The organism is Anaeromyxobacter dehalogenans 2CP-C (assembly GCF_000013385.1).
Taxonomy (GTDB): domain Bacteria; phylum Myxococcota; class Myxococcia; order Myxococcales; family Anaeromyxobacteraceae; genus Anaeromyxobacter; species Anaeromyxobacter dehalogenans_B.
On sequence record NC_007760.1, the window covers coordinates 2,782,767 to 2,799,756 of the forward strand.

13 protein-coding genes are annotated in these 16,990 nt (G+C 77.1%); 4 read left to right on the forward strand and 9 right to left on the reverse strand.

The annotated features are described in order from the left end of the window. Positions 1-3: 3 nt before the first annotated feature. The 8 genes from purE to ADEH_RS12780 form a co-directional block, all read right to left on the reverse strand. Positions 4-516 carry a 5-(carboxyamino)imidazole ribonucleotide mutase gene (gene purE / locus ADEH_RS12745; protein WP_011421518.1) on the reverse strand — a complete coding sequence of 171 codons (513 nt, stop codon included), beginning with the start codon at positions 514-516 and terminating at the stop codon, positions 4-6. Next, positions 513-1,775, reverse strand: coding sequence for a phosphoribosylamine--glycine ligase (gene purD, locus ADEH_RS12750; protein ID WP_011421519.1), 1,263 nt, complete (start codon positions 1,773-1,775; stop codon positions 513-515). The genes purE and purD overlap by 4 nt, the downstream gene beginning before the upstream one ends. Positions 1,776-1,873: 98 nt before the next feature. Continuing rightward, entirely contained in the window at positions 1,874-3,448 is a 1,575-nt protein-coding gene (purH, locus tag ADEH_RS12755; RefSeq protein WP_011421520.1) for a bifunctional phosphoribosylaminoimidazolecarboxamide formyltransferase/IMP cyclohydrolase, read from the reverse strand. 126 nt (positions 3,449-3,574) lie between these two features. Further along, positions 3,575-4,129, reverse strand: coding sequence for a sigma factor-like helix-turn-helix DNA-binding protein (locus tag ADEH_RS12760; RefSeq protein ID WP_041453522.1), 555 nt, complete (start codon positions 4,127-4,129; stop codon positions 3,575-3,577). Positions 4,130-4,208: 79 nt separating this feature from the next. Then, positions 4,209-4,715, reverse strand: coding sequence for a MerR family transcriptional regulator (locus ADEH_RS12765; protein WP_011421522.1), 507 nt, complete (start codon positions 4,713-4,715; stop codon positions 4,209-4,211). 232 nt (positions 4,716-4,947) lie between these two features. Beyond that, positions 4,948-6,582, reverse strand: a complete 1,635-nt coding sequence (locus tag ADEH_RS12770) for a serine/threonine-protein kinase (protein ID WP_011421523.1) — start codon at positions 6,580-6,582, stop codon at positions 4,948-4,950. A 346-nt stretch (positions 6,583-6,928) separates the two neighbouring features. Continuing rightward, a complete protein-coding gene (locus ADEH_RS12775) occupies positions 6,929-8,758 on the reverse strand; it encodes a DUF4091 domain-containing protein (protein ID WP_011421524.1) in 1,830 nt (609 codons plus the stop codon). A gap of 442 nt (positions 8,759-9,200) precedes the next feature. After that, positions 9,201-9,761, reverse strand: a complete 561-nt coding sequence (locus ADEH_RS12780; protein WP_232287273.1) for a hypothetical protein — start codon at positions 9,759-9,761, stop codon at positions 9,201-9,203. 345 nt (positions 9,762-10,106) lie between these two features. Between ADEH_RS12780 and ADEH_RS12785 the strand changes: the two genes are divergently transcribed. The 4 genes from ADEH_RS12785 to ADEH_RS12800 all read left to right on the forward strand — a co-directional run bounded on the left by ADEH_RS12785 (position 10,107) and on the right by ADEH_RS12800 (position 15,990). After that, complete coding sequence (locus ADEH_RS12785) at positions 10,107-12,215, forward strand: heparinase II/III family protein (RefSeq protein WP_011421525.1); 2,109 nt, start codon at positions 10,107-10,109, stop codon at positions 12,213-12,215. After that, positions 12,212-13,561 carry a nucleotide sugar dehydrogenase gene (locus ADEH_RS12790; protein ID WP_011421526.1) on the forward strand — a complete coding sequence of 450 codons (1,350 nt, stop codon included), beginning with the start codon at positions 12,212-12,214 and terminating at the stop codon, positions 13,559-13,561. Before ADEH_RS12785 ends, ADEH_RS12790 begins: the two co-directional genes overlap by 4 nt. Positions 13,562-13,639: 78 nt before the next feature. Then, positions 13,640-15,505, forward strand: a complete 1,866-nt coding sequence (locus ADEH_RS12795) for a TldD/PmbA family protein (protein ID WP_011421527.1) — start codon at positions 13,640-13,642, stop codon at positions 15,503-15,505. Beyond that, a complete protein-coding gene (locus ADEH_RS12800) occupies positions 15,502-15,990 on the forward strand; it encodes a hypothetical protein (RefSeq protein WP_011421528.1) in 489 nt (162 codons plus the stop codon). Before ADEH_RS12795 ends, ADEH_RS12800 begins: the two co-directional genes overlap by 4 nt. Here ADEH_RS12800 and ADEH_RS12805 read toward each other — a convergent pair. Then, positions 15,942-16,958, reverse strand: a complete 1,017-nt coding sequence (locus ADEH_RS12805; protein WP_041453524.1) for an alkaline phosphatase family protein — start codon at positions 16,956-16,958, stop codon at positions 15,942-15,944. The two genes, ADEH_RS12800 and ADEH_RS12805, sit on opposite strands and share 49 nt — an antisense overlap. Positions 16,959-16,990: the final 32 nt, after the last annotated feature.

Here is a 16,990-nt window from a genome sequence, read left to right on the forward strand (position 1 = left end):
CGGCTATCCCTTCGCGCCCAGCCTGGCCTGGAGCGCGGCGTCCTTCGCCTCGACCTCCTCGGCCATCTTCCGGCGCTGCGCGCGCACGCGCTCCGCCACCTCGGGGTCGGCGCGGGCCACGATGCGCGCGGCGAGCAGGCCGGCGTTGCGGGCGCCGGCCTTGCCGATGGCGAGCGTGCCCACCGGCACGCCCGCCGGCATCTGCGCGGTGGAGAGCAGCGCGTCGAGGCCCTTCAGGTCGCTCGCCGCGAGCGGGACCCCCAGCACCGGCAGCTCGGTCTCGGCGGCGCAGACGCCGGCGAGGTGCGCGGCCGAGCCGGCGCCGCAGATGATCACCTGGATGCCGCGCCCGGCCGCCTCGCGCGCCAGCTTGCCGGTGCGCTCGGGCGTCCGGTGGGCGGACGACACGTGGACCTCGGTCGCGACGCCCAGGTCCTCGAGCGCCTTCCGCGCCTCCGACATCGCCTCCCAGTCCGAGTCGGAGCCCATCAGGATCAGCACCTTGGGTTCGCTCATGGCTTCTTGCCGATGTCCTTTCGATACTGCATGCCGCGGAAGCGGATCCGGCCGGCGGCGGCGTAGGCCCGCGCCGCGGCGTCGTCGAGATCGCGGCCCAGCGCGCACACCGTCAGCACGCGCCCGCCGCTCGTCACCACGCGGCCGGCCGCGTCCGCGGCGGTGCCGGCGTGGAACACCTGCACGCCCTCGTCGAACGGGCCGTCCAGCCCGTCGATGGCGTCGCCGCGCGCCACGTCGCCCGGGTAGCCCTCGGCCGCGAGCACGACGCCCACCGCCGCGCGGGCGTCGAACGCGATCTCGGCGGCGGAGAGGTCGCCGCGCGCCGACGCGAGCAGCGCCGGCACCACGTCGCTCGCCATGCGGAGCAGGATGGGCTGGGTCTCGGGATCGCCCAGGCGCGCGTTGAACTCGAGCACCCGCGGGCCGCGCGGCGTCAGCATCAGGCCGGCGTAGAGCGCGCCGCGGAACGGGCGGCCGCGCCGGGCCAGCTCCCGCACCGCCGGGAGCAGCACGTCGCGCTCGACCATCCCGGCCACCTCCGGCGTGACGTTCGGCGTGGGCGAGAACGCGCCCATGCCGCCGGTGTTCGGCCCGCGGTCGCCGTCGAAGATGCGCTTGTGGTCCTGCGCGGCCGCGAGCAGCCGGACGCGCTCGCCGTCGGTGAAGCAGATGCAGCTCGCCTCCGGCCCCTCCAGCCGCTCCTCGACCACCACCCGGGCGCCGGCGCCGCCGTGCACGCGGTCCACCAGCATGGCGCGGAGCGCGGCCTCCGCCTCGGCGGCGTCGCCGCACACCACCACGCCCTTGCCGGCGGCGAGGCCGTCGGCCTTCACCACCACCCGGCCGTCGCGGGCGCGCGCCCAGGCGACCGCCGGCGCGACCTCGTCGAACGTCTCGTACTCCGCGGTCGGGATCCCGGCCGCGCGCATGACGTCCTTCGCGAACGCCTTCGAGCCCTCGATCTCGGCCGCGGCGGCGGCGGGCCCGAACGCCGGGACGCCGGCCTCCTGGAGCCGGTCCACCAGCCCGGCCACGAGCGGCGCCTCCGGCCCGACGACCACCAGGTCGATGGCGTTCTGCCGCACCCACGCGACGAGGCCCGCCACGTCGGTCGCGGCCAGCGGGACGAGCGTGGCGACGCGCGCGATGCCCGGGTTGCCGGGCGCGGCGAAGAGGGCCCGCACCAGCGGGCTCCTCGAGATCTTCCAGGCGAGCGCGTGCTCGCGGCCACCCGATCCGACGACGAGGACTCGCATGAGAACCCGGGCTTATACCACGGGCCGGCGCGCCGGAAGGCCCGGCGGAGTCGAGCACGGAGGGGCCCCCGGGGGCGGGGGCGGCGGGCGTCCCGCGATCAGTGCCGGAAGTGCCGCATGCCGGTCGCGACCATGGCGATGCCCGCCTTGTCGGCCGCGGCGATCACCTCGGCGTCGCGCATCGAGCCGCCGGGCTGGATGATGGCGGTGGCGCCGGCCTTGATGATCTCCTCGACGCCGTCGGCGAACGGGAAGAAGGCGTCGGAGCCCACCGAGGAGCCGCGCACGTCGAGCGCCGCCTTCATGACCGCGGTCTTCACCGACTCCACCCGGCTGGTCTGGCCGCCGCCGATGGCCACGGTCCGGTCGTCCTTCGCGAACACGATGGCGTTCGACTTCACGTGCTTCACGACCTTCCAGGCGAACAGCAGGTCCTTCCACTCCTGCTCGGTGGGCGCGCGCTTCGTCATCACCTTGCAGTCCTCGCGGCGGACGGAGCCGAGGTCGCGGTCCATCACCAGCAGGCCGCCGGGGATGGAGCGGAGCTCGCGCCCCTCCTCCGGGCGGCGGCGCCAGGTGGCGCGGGCGGCGCCGAGCCGCGGGGCCTCGAGCAGGCGCAGGTTCTTCTTCACGGCCAGGGCGGCGCGCGCCGCGGCGTCGTAGCCGGGCGCGATCACGCACTCGAGGAACAGGCTGGTCAGCTCCGAGGCGGTGGCCTCGTCCACCGGCCGGTTCAGCGCCACGATGCCGCCGAACGCGGAGACCGGGTCGCACTCGCGGGCGCGCGCGAACGCCTCGCCCGCCGTGCGGCCGGTGGACACGCCGCAGGGCGTGTTGTGCTTGATGACGACGCAGGCGGTCTCGTCGAACTCCATCACCCCGGCGAGCGCGGCCTGCAGGTCGAGCAGGTTGTTGTAGCTGAGCTCCTTGCCCTGCAGCACCTGGGCGAACGCGACCGACGGCTCCTCCGGCTCCCGGGCGGCGCGGTAGAACGCGCCGGCCTGGTGCGGGTTCTCGCCGTACCGCAGGTCGTACGCCTTCGTGTAGACCGCCGCGAGCGTCGCGGGGAAGTGCGCCGGCGCGGCCTCGGGCGTCTCGCGCGCGGTGAGGTACTCGGAGATGGCGGCGTCGTACGCGGCGGTGTGCGCGAACGCCTTCTTCATGAGGTAGAAGCGCGTCGCGTCCGAGAGCGCGCGCGTCGCCTCCAGCTCCGCCGCCACCTTGTCGTAGTCGGCCGGGTCCACCACCACGCCCACGTGCGCCGAGTTCTTGGCGGCGCTCCGCACCATGGTCGGGCCGCCGATGTCGATCTCCTCGACGCAGGTCTCGAACGGCTTGCCGGCCGCGACCGCCTCGCGGAACGGGTAGAGGTTCACGACGACGAGGTCGATGGGCGGGATGTCCCGCGCCTTCACGTCCGCCTCGTCGGAGGCGAGGCCGCGCCGGTAGAGGATGCCGCCGTGCACGCGCGGGTGGAGCGTCTTCACGCGGCCGCCCAGGATCTCCGGCGCCTGCGTGTAGTCGCCCACGCCGGTGACCGGGACGCCGGCCTCGGCGAGCGCCTTCTGCGTGCCGCCGGTGGAGAGCAGCTCCACGCCGAGGGCGGCGAGCCGCCTGGCGAAAGGAACGAGACCGGTCTTGTCGGAGACCGAGACGAGCGCGCGGCGAGTCATGTCGGGCTTCCTCCGTGGGAGGGCGCCCTTGTAACGCTCGCGGCGACACCTTTCAAGGGCGTGGGTGGCCCAGGCCCCCGCCGCCGGGGCGTGCGCCGCCGCTCCCCGCGCAGCGGGGGAAGCCTGCTACCCCGCCTCGTCCTCGGCCGCGAGGTCCGCCGCGGTCCGCGGCTCGTCCTCCGCGATGGCGCGCAGCTTGAGCAGGCCGCGGGTCTCGACCTGGCGGATGCGCTCGCGGGTGAGGTTCATGATCGAGCCCACCTCCTCGAGCGTGATCCCGCCCCGGTCGGCCACGTCGAGCGCGCAGGTCTCGCCGAGCTCCCACACCTCGCGGTCGGGGAAGTTCAGCTTGATGGAGCCGGTGGACGGGTTCACGTCCAGGTAGAGGTGGTGCTTGCAGGAGATGAACATGCAGGGCCGCGGCCCGTTCGCGCACTCGGCCCGCGACCGCGGGCGGCGCGCCTCCATCTCCTTCATCACCTCGTCCAGCTCGGGGTCCACCAGGCCGAACGCCCGCTGGCGCCGCAGCTCGCGCGCGATCTCCTTGCGCGACATGGTCTTCGAGCGCCGCCGCCCGCGCTGCCCCTCCCCCGCGTCCTGACCCGCCGCCGTCTCCTCGGCCTCCGGCTCGAACCCCTGCCGCTCCGGCGCGGGCTCCGCGCTGCGCTTCGCCTCGCTCATCCCCTGCCCTCCCTCTCCACCTGCGGCGCCCCGGAGGGCACCGGCCACCATCCACCTCGGGCACCACCCACCGCCGCCGCTAGCCGGCCCGGACCGTCTCGTCCGCGCCCACCGTCGCGACCGCGCCACCCACCCGCTCGATCCGCCCGAGCGCCCGCTTCAGCTGGCGCTCGGCCTGCACGAGCTCGTCCTCGAACCGCTTCCGGCGCGGGTGCGCCCGCGCCTTCTCCGCCAGCTCCGCCAGCAGCGCGTGGAGCCCCTGCTCCACGTCCTCGAGCCGGTTGCGCACCGTCACGAAGCTGCCGCGGATGTCCTCGACCGTGTAGCCCTCCGCCATCATCCGCTTGATGAGCGCGATGCGCCGCACCACCGACACCGGGTAGAGGCCGGTGGAGCCGGTGTGCTTGCCCTTGCGGCCCACCCGCCGGCTCCGGGGCAGCAGCCCCAGCTGCACGTACTTCCGGAAGGTCGCCGCCGAGAGGCGGGCGCCCCGCGACTCGAACAGCCGGACCACCTCACCGCTCGTGATCCCGCCGGCGCGCTCCCGCTCCAGGCGGGCGATCTCGTCGTTGCGGAGGAAATCCACTCGATCGATTCGCTTGAGAGTTGAACATCGAAAACTTGATTTCGAGGCTAAGCCATTGAATGGCGAACGTCAATGGACGAAGGCGCGCACGGGCGGGGCGTGGAGGTGCGCGGCGGCCCGCGCCGCGCGTGCGGCACGGCCGATGCGCGGGGTGGGCGGAGCGGGATCGCGGCGGGACGGCGAGGCGGCGCCCCGCGGTCGCGGGACGCGGGCGGCGCCGGCCGGAGCGGCGCTACCGGAGCGTCAGGTTGGCGTGCCGGTCGGTCCGGCGGCCCGGCGCGATCTCGACCGTCAGCTCGCGCGCGCCGTACCGGGGGTGGCTCAGCCGGACCCGGTGCGGCCCGGGCGCGAGCGAGCGCGTCACCGGGGTCTCGCCCAGGCCCTGCCCGTCCACCTGGACGTACGCCCACGGCGTCGCGGTGACGTGGAGGACGCCGGGGCGCCCGGGCTCCTCGCGCGCGGCCGCGGGCGCCGCCGGCGCGGCGAGCGCGGGAGGCGCCGGCGCCGGCTCCCGCCGCTCGGGCCCGGGCCCGGGCCCGGAGGACGGCGCGCGCGCGAGCGCGTCCGGGGGCGCCTCCGCGGCCGGCGAGTGGACGGTGGGTGAAGCGCCGCCCGGCGACGGCTCCGCTGCCCGTCCTCGGGCCGCCGGCCCCCACCGGAGCGCCGCCGCGCCGGCGGCCGCGAGCGCCGCCGCCGACGCGATCGCGAGCGCGATCCGCGCCCGCCCCACCGACCGGCGCGACGGCGCGGTCGCCGCCACGCGGGTCCGGGTCGGCGCGGTCGCGTCGCCCGCCGGCGCGCGGACGGCGGCCTCGGCCGCGAGCGCCGCCTCCACGTCCGGCGCCGCCGCGGCGCCCTCCCCGCCGCGGGTCCCGCCCGCGGGCGGCTCCGCCGCGAGGAGCACGGGCTGCACGCGGGTGGGCTGCGAGCCCGGTCCCGCGGGCGCGGCGGCCCCGTCCGGCCAGAGCCGGTGCATCAGGGCGCGCAGGTCCCAGTCCTCCGGCGCCTGCGCGAGGCGCAGCAGGACGCGCGAGAGCGCGGTGGCGAGCTCGCCGGCGGACGCGGTCCGGCGCGCGGGCTCGTGCTCCAGCGCGGCCAGCACCAGCGCGTCCAGCTCGGGCGGCACCTCGTCGTTCCACGCCGAGGGCGGCGGCGGCGGCGCGCCCTCGAGCACCGCCGCGAGCGTCGCGGCCTCGCTGTCGCGCGCGAACAGCCGGCGCCCGGCGCACAGCTCCCACAGCACCACGCCCAGCGCGAACACGTCGGCGCGCGCGTCCACCGGCGCGCCGCGCGCCTGCTCCGGCGCCATGTACGCGAGCTTGCCCTTCACCGTGCCGGGATCGGTGAGCCCGCCCTGGCTCATGGCGCGGGCGATGCCGAAGTCGGCGAGCTTCACCTCGCCCTCGAACGACACGAGGACGTTGTGCGGGGAGACGTCCCGGTGGACCAGCCCGAGCGGCCGCCCGCCGTCGGCGAGGCGGTGCGCGTAGGAGAGCCCCCGCGCGACCTCCGCGCACGCGTGGACCGCGCGGGCCAGGCCCAGGCGGACGCCCGCCTCGCGCGCGCGCTCCACCACCTGGCCGAGGTGGCGCCCGCGCACCAGCTCCATGGCGATGTAGTAGCGGCCGTCCACCTGGTCGAACTCGAAGACCTGGACGACGTTCGCGTGGGTGAGGCGCGACGCGAGGCGCGCCTCCTCGATGAACATCCGGACGAAGTCGCTGCGCGCGCCGTGCTCGCCGCGGACGCGCTTCAGCGCGACCTCCTTCACCACCCCGGCCGCGCCCGCCACCTCGGCGCGCCACACGTCGGCCATGCCGCCCGACGCGAGCAGCTCGACCAGCCGGTACTTTCCGAACGCCCTCACCGGGCGTGATTGTACCCGGCCGTCACTCCCAGGAAAGGAACGGCGGGGCGCGCCGCACGGACGCGCCCCGCCGGAGGAGGGTCCGGCGCGACCGGGATGGCCGGCCGCGCCGTCGTCCAGGGGGATGCTCGCAGGCGATCGGCGAGCGCAGCGAGCCCGCCGGGGCGCCGGCGCGCGCGCGGCGAAGCCGCCCGCGGCGGCGCACGGGACCCGGCGAGCAAGGTGGGGCCCCGCGGAGCTCCGCTCCGTGGGGCGGGGCGCAGCCCCGTGGGATCCTCGCTGAACGACGGCGTGGGCCGCGACACCGGAGGTGATCGCGGCCCACCGAACCGTCGTTCAGCCTCGCTCAGCGGCCGCGCCGCCGCGCAGCGGCCATCGCCCGCGCCAGGGCGCGGCGCCGCGGGACGAGCGCGAGCAGGGCCAGGGCCGGGAGCGCCAGCAGCGCGCCGCCGCCGAACCCGCCCGAGCCGCAGCCGCCGCCGCTCGAGCCGGAGAAGCCCGCCTCCACCGCGGCCGGCATGGGCTTGCCGCCGAGCTCGAGGATGCGCTGCGCGATCTGCTGGCGCGCCTGCTCGAACTTCTCCGGCGCGACGTCGGTGGACCACGCGTTCGGGAACAGGTCCCGCGCGATCTTACGGGCCAGCTCGGGATCGCCGGCGTCGGAGAGCGCCTTCAGGTACTCGTAGTCCTGCATGCCGGCGCGGATCATCTTGACGCGCACCGAGGCCACCGGGATGTCGGTCTTGCCGCCGATGCGCGAGGGCTTGCCGGGGTAGAACAGCGTCCCGTCGCCGTTGCCGGAGAAGTCCCACTGGCTGGTCCACGGGTCGCTGCGGAAGCTGTAGGCCGTCTCCCAGTACAGCTCGCCGCTGGCGCGCTCGAGGAACGTGATCCACTCCATGGCGCGGTTCCGCGAGGCGGACGCGTCGATCATGTAGCTCGGCCAGCCGGTGAAGTAGCGGTCGGACTCGGACGGCGACCCGATGTTCACGGTCCCGCCGCACCCGTGGCTCATGCAGCTCTGGTACAGCCAGACCTCCTTGCGCGGGCCCGAGGCGAGGAACGGGTCGTAGCGGTCGCGCTGGTCCCCGGCGACGGCGCTGCCCGGGCGGTCGTCCATCCAGTTCACCACCGGCACCATCACGTCGATGTCGTCGGCGACGCCGTGGTCCTCGGCGTCCCAGAGCTGCGTGGTGACGAGCGTCCGGAACTCCGGGTCGCCCTGCTTCGCCGCGCTGGCGCGCGCCGGGATGTCGCTCCAGGCGCAGGTGAGCGGCGGCTCGTCGCAGGTGTAGTCGAACAGCCGGTCGAACCAGCCCCGCTCGCGCGCGTGCTTCGCCCAGGCGGCGTGCTCGTCCACGCTGGTGCGGCCGCCCACGTACTTCACCGCGGTGAGCTTCGCGCCCTGCAGGCGGGTCGGGGCGGTCCCGTCGATGAGCGGCCCGTAGAAGCGGTCGAGGTGGCCGAGGTCGGCGTGCTGGCCGTCGTCGTTCAGGCCGGTGAGCGTGATGCGGTGGTCGAGCGAGAGCTGGCCGTAGCGCGCGCGGAGCGCGGCGTCGGCGTCGCCGGACACGCCGTGGGCGGCGGCGATGACGCCGTAGGAGAGGCCGAACGAGGTGCGCAGCGAGGAGGTGGACGGGAGCGCGAAGTCGTACACGCTCAGCGCCACCGGCACGCGCGCCTCGCCGGCGTCGGAGGAGATCACCACCGCGCCCTGGTAGATGCCCGAGCGCGCGCCGGCCGGCACGTGCACGTCCACCCAGACCGCGCGGCTCTCGCTCCCCACGTCGAACGGGAACGCGTTGCGCTTCTCGCCCACCACGTCGTCCACGTCGGGCACGAGCGCGTCGGGCCAGCGGCCGGTGCCGCCGTCCACCGCGGACGGGCTGGTCACGTTCAGCGTCTCCACGCGGAACAGGCTGACGGAGAGCCCGTCGAGCCCCTCCACGCGCGCGGTGACGCCCTTCGCCGGGCCGGTGACGACCACCTGGAACGCGGCGAACTCGTTGCGGGCCGCCGCGAGGTGCGCCTCGGTCTGGGGCCGCGCCTTCGCGTCGGGCCGGATCTTCTCGGTGGCGCTCGCGACCCACGCCTCGGCGGCGGAGGCCGCCAGGGGCAGCAGGGAGAGCGCCAGCGCGACGGAGGCGGCGGTGAAGGCTCGGCAGCGGGTCTTCATCGGGGTCGTCCTTTCCGGGTTCGTTGCAGCGCCCGGACAACGACAGGCCGACCGACCGAATTTCTCGCCCTCCGTGGGGCAGGGGTGCGTGGAAGAGGGTGCAGGTCGGCCGCTCGCGCATGCCGTCCCACGTGCGTCGCCACTCCGACCGCACGCCCTCACCTGCGCCTACACCGGGCTCGCTCGCTCGTCGTTTCGCTGCGGCCGAGCGGCGAGGCGCGCAGCGCCGGCCCCTCTCCCGCCGTGCGTGCGGGCGCCGCGCCGCCCGGCCTTGCCCCGGGCGCAGCGCTGGACGTGGAGAAATTGGGGCGCGACGGCGTCGGGCACTGGCCGCCGCGCGCCGGAGGGCGCAGCGACCGCGCCCCGGAGGCGCGCTCCCTCGACGCGCGGGATCGCGATCAGCGGCCGCGATCCCGCGGCCCGGTCCCACGCCCGTGCGCGATCACTCGCCCTGCGGCCACGGGGCCGCCGCGGCGCCCGGCAGCGGCGGCGGGGTCGCGGCCGCACGCTGCGACGGCAGCGGCGGCGGGCGCAGCGCGCCGGGCCGCGGGGTCGCGGCGCCGGCCTCGCGCGCGGGCGCGATCACCGCCGGCCCGTGCTCCAGCAGGTCGATGCGCATGCGCACGCGCTCCAGGCGCTCGAGCGCGGCGGCGAGCGCCTCGTCGAGCCACTCGTCGGCGGCGCGCCGCTCGTCGATCGCCACGATGCGCCCGGCCCGCCGCAGCGTGTCCCAGAGCGCGCGGTGGAGCAGCTTGAACTCGCGCGCCACGCGCGCCGGCGGCGCCCCGGACCGGACCAGCACCCCGCAGCGCAGCAGGCCGTCCGCGCCGCGCGCGGCGCGACCCGGGGGAGCGTCCCCCCGGAGCGCGAGCGACAGCTCGCGGAGGAGCGGCCCGACCGCGAAGCCGATCGCCTCCTCGCCCCCCAGCTCCGCCGACACCGCGCGCCGCCACGCCTCGGCGATCTCGCCGCGCTGCTCCTCGACGAGGAGCCCCACCGCCACCGCACCCAAAGCTGCCTCCCGGGAACGCGTCCTCGACCCGGAACCGGCCGGGTCCAGGGGGACGGTTAGCAAGCCGCCGGCCAGCGCCACCGCACCGCTGGCGCGCCGGCGCGCCGCCGCTCGCGCGGGCGGCCGTGGGAACGGCGCTTCCCATCCGGCGAACGGACCGCCACCTCGGGAGGCGCCGCGCGCCTCGCCCACCTGCGCGCGCGCCTCCGGGGCGTGGCGCGGTGCGTGGCCGGGCCTTTGCTTTGCGGCACCGGGGACGGCGGGGCGGCACCGGGGTGGTCGCCCCGGCCCCCGGCCGCGCGGGCGGGGGGCCCGGAACGGAAGCACCGGGGCGGGATGGGCGCGATCGGCTACTACGGATACCTGGCGGCGCGCGTGCCGCCGCATCGGCTGCTCGCCACCGCGGCGCGCCGGGCGGTGCGGGGCGCCCGCAACCGCCTCGCGCCGCCGCTCGCGCCGTCGCCGAGGGGACTGCTCGAGGCGCTCGGCTGCGACGGGCCGGCGGGGCTCGCCGCCCTGCTGGCGCGGCCCCGTCCGGCGCGCCCGGCCTGGAGCCCGGAGGCGCTGCGGCGCGCGCTGGAGCGGCGGATCCCGGGCGAGGTCGAGCGGGCCCTGGGGCGGGCCGAGGCCGCCGCGGCCGGGCGCTTCGTGGTGTACGGGCGCGAGGTGGACGTGCGCCGCGCCGACGGCGGGACCGACTGGCAGCGCGATCCCGTCCACGGCGGCCGCTTCGACGGCCGCGCGCCCTCGGCGGCGCTGCCGCCCGCGCCGGGGCTCGATCCCAAGATGGCGTGGGCGCTCGGGCGCGGCGAGCACTGGGTCGCGCTCGCCTGCGGGGCGGTGCTCCACCCGCGCGCCGCCGGCGGGGACGCGCTGGCGGAGGCGCTCGCCGCCTCGGTGACCGACTTCGCCGCGCAGAACCCGGTCGGCCGCGGCGTCCACTGGACCTGCGCCATGGAGGCCGGGCTGCGCGCCTGGCACCTCGCCACCGCGCTGTGGGTGCTCGCCCTGCGCCGCGCGCCCGCGCCGGCGCTCGCGGCGGAGGCGGCGCGGCTGCTGGTCGCGAGCGGCCGCTTCGTGCTCGCGAACCTCGAGGACGGCGGCGCCGTCCCGAACAACCACCTGGTGTGCGACTGGCTCGGCCTGCTCGCCTGCGCCGAGGCGCTGCCGGAGTGGCCGGAGGCGCCGCGCTGGCGCGCGCTCGCGTCGGAGGGGCTGGCGCGGACGCTCGCGGAGCAGGTGCACGCGGAGGGCACCAGCTTCGAGGGCTCGGTGCCGTACCACCGCTTCTCGCTCGAGCTGTTCGCGGCGGGCTTCCTGCTGGCGCGCGCCGGCGGCCCGCCGCCCGCGCTGGCGTGGCGGCTCCACGCGATGTTCCGGGCCACCCGCGCGCTCGCCGCCGCCTCCGGCGACCTGCCGCAGCTCGGCGACAACGACTCCGGCCACGCGCTCGCGCTGCGCGCCCGCGGGCCCACCGAGGCGGGCTACCTCTGCGCGCTCGGCGCCGCGCTGTTCCGCGATCCGGCGCTGCTCCGCCCGGGCGCCCCGGCCGACGACGCCGTGGAGGCCGCGTGGCTGCTCGGGCCGGAGGCGCTCGACTGGCTCGGCCGCGCCCGGCCCGGCCCGCCGCCGGGCAGCGTCTCCTTCCCGGCGGCCGGCGTGCACGTGCTCCGCCGCGGCGCGCTGGAGGCGTTCGTCTCCTGCGGCCCGCACGGCCAGCGCGGCGTCGGCGGGCACGACCACAACGACAAGCTCTCCTTCGAGCTGCGCGCCGCGGGCGCGCTGGCGGTGTGCGACCCGGGCATGCCGGTGTACGGCCGCGCGCCCGAGGTGCGGGACGCGTTCCGGTCCACCCGCGCGCACGCGACGGTGACGGTGGACGGCCTGGAGCAGTCGCCCATCCCGCCCGGCCGGCTGTTCGCGCTGCCCGACGCGGCCGGCGCGCGGCTGCTCGCGTTCGCGCCCGGCGGCGAGGCGGAGCGGCTGGCGGGCGAGCACCGCGGCTTCGTCGCGCGCGCGGGCGTGGTCCACCGGCGCGAGCTGGCGCTCGCCGGCGCGGGGCTGGTCGTGGTCGATCGCCTGGCGGGCCGCGGCACGCACGCGGTGGAGCTGCGCTGGCCGCTCGCGCACCCCGCGCCGCGCCTGCGCGAGGCGAGCGCCGCCGAGGCCGCCGCGCTCGCGCGCCTCGCCCGGCTGGCGCGCCTGCGCCGGCCCGCGGATCCGTCGCGCGTGGTGGAGGTGCCGCTCGGCCCGGCCGGCCACCTCCTCGTCGCCTTCTCGGCGCCGGCGGGCCTCGCGCCCGAGCTGGCGCCCTCGCTGCGCTCGCCGGGCTACGGCGAGCTCGTCCCCGCGTCCGTCGCGACGCTGGCCGGCCCGCTGGCCTGCCCCGCCGCGCTCGCCACGCTGTTCCTCCACGTCGCTGCCGAAGGGAGCCACCCCAGATGATCGAGACCCACGCCGTCGAGCCCGACCACGCCACCGACCTGCTCTCCCGCCTCGCCGCCCGCACCGCGCGCGTGGCGGTGGTGGGGCTCGGCTACGTGGGCCTGCCGCTCGCCCTCACCTTCGCCCGCCGGGGCGGCCTCTCCGCGCTCGGCATCGACGTGGACCCGGAGAAGGCGCGCGCGGTCGGCGAGGGGCGCAGCTACCTGCGCACGGTGGAGGGCGCCGCGGTGCGCGAGGCGGTGGACGAGGGCAGGCTGGAGGCCACCACCGACTTCGCGCGCGTGACCGCCTGCGACGCGGTGGTGATCTGCGTGCCCACGCCGCTCACGCGCGAGCGCGAGCCGGACCTGTCCTTCGTCGAGCGGACCGGCGAGGCCATCGCGCCGCACCTGCGCGCCGGCCAGGCGGTGGTGCTCGAGTCCACCTCGTACCCGGGCACCACCGAGGAGGTGCTGCTCCCCATCCTGGAGCGCGGCAGCGGGCTGCGCGCCGGGCACGACTTCTTCCTGGCGTTCTCGCCCGAGCGCGAGAACCCCGGCTCCGGCGTCGCCACCCACGCCATCCCCAAGATCGTCGGCGGCTACACGCCCTCGTGCCTCGAGGCGGCGCTGGCGCTGTACGCCTCGGCGTTCGACCGGGTGGTGCCGGTCTCGTCCACGCGGGTCGCCGAGATGACGAAGCTGCTCGAGAACGTGTTCCGCAGCGTGAACATCGCGCTCGTGAACGAGCTGAAGATCCTCTGCCACCGGATGGACCTGGACGTGAACGAGATCATCGACGCCGCGTCCACCAAGCCGTTCGGCTTCATGCCGTTCCAGCCGGGCCCGGGGCTGGGCGGCCACTGCATCCCCATCGACCCGTTCTACCTGACCTGGAAGGCGCGGCAGTTCGAGTTCCAGACGCGCTTCATCGAGCTGGCCGGCGAGGTGAACACCGAGATGCCGCGCTACGTGGTGCACCGGACCATGGAGGCGCTCGACGCCCGCGGCCGCACGCTCAAGGGCGCGCGCGTGCTGGTGCTGGGCATCGCCTACAAGAAGGACGTGGACGACATGCGCGAGAGCCCTGCCGTCCGCATCATCGAGCTCCTGCAGGAGCGCGGCGCCCAGGTCGTCTACCACGACCCGTACGTCCCCCGGGTGCCGCGGATGCGCCAGCACCGGCTCGACATGGTGAGCGTGCCGCTCACCGACGACGCGCTCGAGACCGCCGACGCGGTGCTGATCGCCACCGACCACGGCGGCGTGGACTACGCGCGCGTGGTGGAGCGGGCCCGCCTGGTGGTGGACACGCGCAACGCCTGCCGCGCGGTGCGCGTCGGGCGCGAGAAGATCGTGAAGGCGTGAGCGGGCGCGGCCCCGGCGGGCGCGCGGCGCGGGCGCCGGGGCCGACGCGGTGAAGCGCGGCCGCGGGGCCCGTGCTACATGGGCGGGATCAGGCTCCCGAGGTCCCGCTTGCGCACCGCCCGACTGCTCGCCCCCTTCCTGCTCCTCGCCGCCGCCCTCCCCGGCGCGGCCGCGCCGGACGCGCCCGCCGCGCCGGACGCGCGCCTCGGCACGCTCGAGGCCATGCGCGCCGAGCTGGCCCGCTCGATGGAGCGGCTGCGGCTGAAGGGCTACGAGGCGCCGTACTTCGCGTCGTACCAGGTGACCGAGGTGGCGCGCGAGGAGGTGAGCGGCCGGTACGGCGCGATCTTCGACGACCGCTCGCGGCGCGACCGGAGCCTCGCGGTGGACCTGCGGGTGGGGACCTACGAGCTCGACTCGTCCGCCCCGGAGGAGAACACCATCGTGATCGGCGGCGGCGACGCCGGGCCGGGCTGGTACGCGCCCCGCGACGCGCCGCTCGACGGCGACGTCGGCGCGCTCCGCAACGCGCTCTGGCTCGCCACCGACGAGAAGTACAAGGAGGCGCTCTCCTCCTACTTCAAGAAGAAGTCGCGGGCGGTGTACCGGCAGGACGACGCCGACCGGCCGCCCAGCTTCTCCCGCGAGCCGCCGGCCCGCCACGTGGACGCGCCGCGCCCGTTCCCGTTCGACCGCGCGCGCTGGAAGGGCGTGGTGCGCGACGTCACCGCCCGCTTCCGCGAGCACCCCGACGTCTTCGACGCGCAGCTCCGGGTGTCCGCGGAGAAGCAGGTCCGCTGGTTCACCTCCAGCGAGGGCTCGGCGCTGCTCACCGAGCGGACCGTCTACTCGGTGCACCTGCAGGCCGTGGCGCGCGCGCCGGACGGCCAGCTCCTCGAGGACGGCCGCGACTTCTACGCGCGCAGCGAGGCCGAGCTGCCCTCGCCGGAGGCGCTCCGCGCCGCCGCGACCACCGTCATCGCCGAGCTGGAGGCGCTGCGCCGCGCCCCCGCCATCGACCCCTACACCGGCCCGGCGGTGCTCGAGCCCGAGGCGGCGGGCGTCCTGTTCCACGAGGCGGTGGGCCACCGCCTCGAGGGCGAGCGGATGGAGGACGAGCAGGACGGCCAGACGTTCAAGGGGCAGGTGGGGCGGCCGGTGCTGCCGCCGTTCCTCTCGGTGGTGGACGATCCCACCGCCGACCGCGTGGACGGGGTGGCGCTGAACGGCACCTACGGGTTCGACGAGCAGGGCGTCCCGGCGCGCCGCACCGTGCTCGTCCGCGACGGCCGGCTGGAGAGCTTCCTGCTCTCGCGCCGCCCGGTGAAGCCGTTCGACCGCTCCAACGGCCACGGCCGCGCCCAGGCCGGGCGCCAGCCGGTGGCGCGCATGGCCAACCTCGTGGTCGAGTCGCGCAAGCGCGTCGCGCCGGCCGAGCTGAAGCGCATGCTGATGGCCGAGGCGCGGCGGCAGGGCAAGCCGTACGGGCTCGTCATCCGCGACATCACCGGCGGCAACACGAACACCATGTCGATCGGGTACCAGGCGTTCAAGGGCACCCCGCGCCTCGTCTACCGGGTGGACGCGCGCACCGGCGCCGAGGAGCTGGTCCGCGGCGTGGAGCTGGTCGGCACGCCGCTCACCGCCATCAACAAGGTCCTCGCCACCGGCGAGCGCCCCCGCGTGTTCAACGGCTACTGCGGCGCGGAGAGCGGGTACGTGCCGGTGTCCACCGTGGCGCCGGCGGTGCTGATCGCCGAGCTGGAGCTGCAGCGGGTGGCCCGCGCCACCGACCGCAGCCCCATCCTGCCGGCGCCCTGGAGCGAGCGCGGCGGCACCCCGCCCGCGGCCGCGCCGCCGGCCGCGCCCACGCCCCCGACGCCCGCGCCCGCCGCGCCGGCGCACCCCGCCGTCCCGCCGGAGCAGCCGGAGCACGCCCGATGAGCACGCCCACCTCGACGCCCCTCCCCGTCCCGCCCCTCGAGTCGATCCTCCTCCAGCCGCGCCGCGCCGCGCTCGAAGCGTTCGCGCGCTCCGGGTGGCGCCCCTACGCCACGCCCATCTCGCTCGACGCCGAGCGGCGCCGCCTGCTCAACATCGACCTCACCGATCCGGAGATGGCGTTCCACGACGCGGAGGGCGGGCTCGCCGCGGTCGCGAACGTGGAGACCGATCGCGAGGGCCGGGTCACGCACGTCGAGGTGGTGGGCGCCGAGCCGGCCGATCCGGTGCGGGTGGCGCTGGCGCTGCTCGGCGAGGTGGGCCCGCCGCGCACCGGCGGCGGCGGCGACGCGCGCGAGTGGATCTGGGGGCCGGAGTCCGGCGCCGCGCTCGAGGTCGCCGGCGAGCCGGTGCGCGTGTGGATGTGCGCGGAGCGGGCCTACGGCGACCGGCTCTGGCTGGTCGCGAGCGTGGTCCGGCGCGGCTGACCGCCGGCGGGCGCGGCCCCCCCCGCCAGCCGGAGCAGCAGCGGCGCCACGCCGGTGAGGTCCCGCACCTGCTCCACCTCGGCGGCGGCGCGCCCGAAGCCCAGCACCGGCACCGGGGCCCGGGTGTGGTTGCGCAGCGAGAGGTCCTCCAGGTTGCCGTGGTCGCTCGCGACCACCAGCGCGTCCTCCGGCCCGAGCCCGTCCACCAGCGCCCGCAGGAACGCGTCGAGCCGCCCGAGCGCGTCGAGCGCGCGCTCCATCGACCGGGCGTGGCCCGCCTCGTCGGTCTCGAAGAACTCGAACAGCGCGAGGTCGTGGCCGGCCGCGAGCCGCAGGAGGATCTCCGCCGCCTCCTCCGGCGCGCGCCGCGGCAGCGCGACGCCGAGCCCGCGGGCGCGCTCGCCGCTGAGATCGTGGGTGAGCCCCTCCCCGCGCCGCGCGTCCTCCAGGGTCCGGAACCGGCCGCCGCCCGCCGCGTACGCCACCGTGGTCGCGGCGGCGCGGGCCCGGCGCCGCGAGCCGGCCAGCGCGGGCTCGGGCGCGCCCTCCGCCGCGTGGCCGAGCGCGCAGAGGTAGGCGACGGGGTAGGCGTTCGCGAACACGCCGCGGCGCCCGGCGGCCGCGAGCGCGCGGAACAGCGACCGCTCCTCGATCAGCGCCCGGAGCGGCGCGTTGGGGAAGCCGAGGAGGTGGCGGCCGAGCCGGGCCGGCGCGTTCTCGCCGGTGAGCAGGGTGGCCTGGCCCGTCGCGGACTGCGGCCGGCCCGCCACGCCCAGGCAGGCGTCGGCCAGCGCCGCCCGGCCGCCGCGCGGCAGGGGCGCGCCGCCGCCGTCGGCGAAGCGCGAGAGCAGGAAGTCCCCGCGGGCGAGCGGGTTCCGCGCCGGGTCGCGGTCGCCCGCGCCCACCCCGTCCACGAACACGAAGAGCGCCGTCACCCCGGGATCATAACGCGCCGCCCCGCGCCCCACCCGCCGCGCGCCGGACGCCCCGCCGCCCCCCG